The sequence below is a fragment of the Vibrio sp. 1557 genome, from assembly GCF_033340175.1.
GTDB classification, from domain to species: domain Bacteria; phylum Pseudomonadota; class Gammaproteobacteria; order Enterobacterales; family Vibrionaceae; genus Vibrio; species Vibrio alginolyticus.
Genome location: NZ_JAWOVZ010000253.1, coordinates 1 through 1,098, shown reverse-complemented (window position 1 = coordinate 1,098; position 1,098 = coordinate 1). Strand labels below are relative to the sequence as shown.

The 1,098-nt window shown below is 46.8% G+C and carries 2 protein-coding genes; one reads left to right on the top strand and one right to left on the bottom strand.

The genetic code is table 11. The features are described from left to right. The coding region (locus R7070_RS26300) for an ACT domain-containing protein (protein ID WP_411912998.1) at positions 1-159 on the top strand (159 nt) is incomplete at its 5' end. Positions 160-283: 124 nt separating this feature from the next. Here the strand turns inward: R7070_RS26300 and R7070_RS26295 are convergent. Then, the coding region (locus R7070_RS26295; RefSeq protein WP_318141529.1) for a vitamin B12 dependent-methionine synthase activation domain-containing protein at positions 284-1,098 on the bottom strand (815 nt) is incomplete at its 5' end.

Here is a 1,098-nt window from a genome sequence, read left to right as displayed (position 1 = left end):
CGTAAAGGCTATGCGAAGCAAGTGTTTGTTACCCTAGAAGATTTGAACTTACGCATGATCTGTTATGGAGCAAGTCCTCATAACCTATGCTTCCTTGTGAATGAGTCGGTGGCGAAGCAAGCCATTCAGAAGCTGCATACAGAGCTCTTCGAACAATAACATTGGTTTGTATCCTCAAGTGACCACTACCGTGATTCAAAAAGCATAACGTGTTTTTTGAGGGAACAACGACAAACTGAAGGGCTGCACATTGGCAGCCCTTTTTATTGCTTGTTCACTTGATTTAGCCGTTAATGTTTGGCCCCAACCATTTTTCAGCTTCGATCCTATCCCAACCTTTACGATCTGCATAACTCTCTAACTGATCGTCTTGGATCTGAGCGATCGCAAAATAGCGAGAGTCTGGATGTGAGAAATACCAACCGGACACTGATGCCCCCGGATACATTGCATAGCTCGTTGTAAGTGACATACCGATGTTCTCTTCAACATTCAGTAACTCCCAAAGCGGGCCTTTCTCTGTATGCTCAGGACAAGCTGGGTAACCCGGTGCAGGACGGATCCCTTGGTACTTTTCACGGATGAGCTCATCATTCGATAGATTTTCATCTGCTGCATAGCCCCAAATTTCTTTCCTGACACGCTCATGCAAGTATTCAGCAAAAGCTTCGGCTAAACGATCCGCCACCGCTTGAATCATGATTGCGTTGTAGTCATCGCCTTTCGCTTTGTACTCATCGGCCAACTCACGCTCACCGATACCGCCAGTTACTGCAAACGCTCCAACCCAATCCTGTTTGCCAGATTCTTTTGGCGCGATGTAATCCGACAAGCAGTAGTTAAATCCTTTAGGCTTTTCTGTTTGCTGACGAAGATTGCGCAATACTTTAGCAACCTCGGTACGCGACTCATCGGTGTACACTTCAATATCATCACCCACACTTGCCGCAGGGAATAAACCACATATCCCGCGAGCCTTAAGCAATCCTTCACGCTCAACTCGATCAAGCAGCTCATTGGCATCATGGAACAGACGCTGAGCCTCCTCACCCACTTCTTCATGTTTGAAGATTGTCGGGTATTTTCCTACCAGCGACC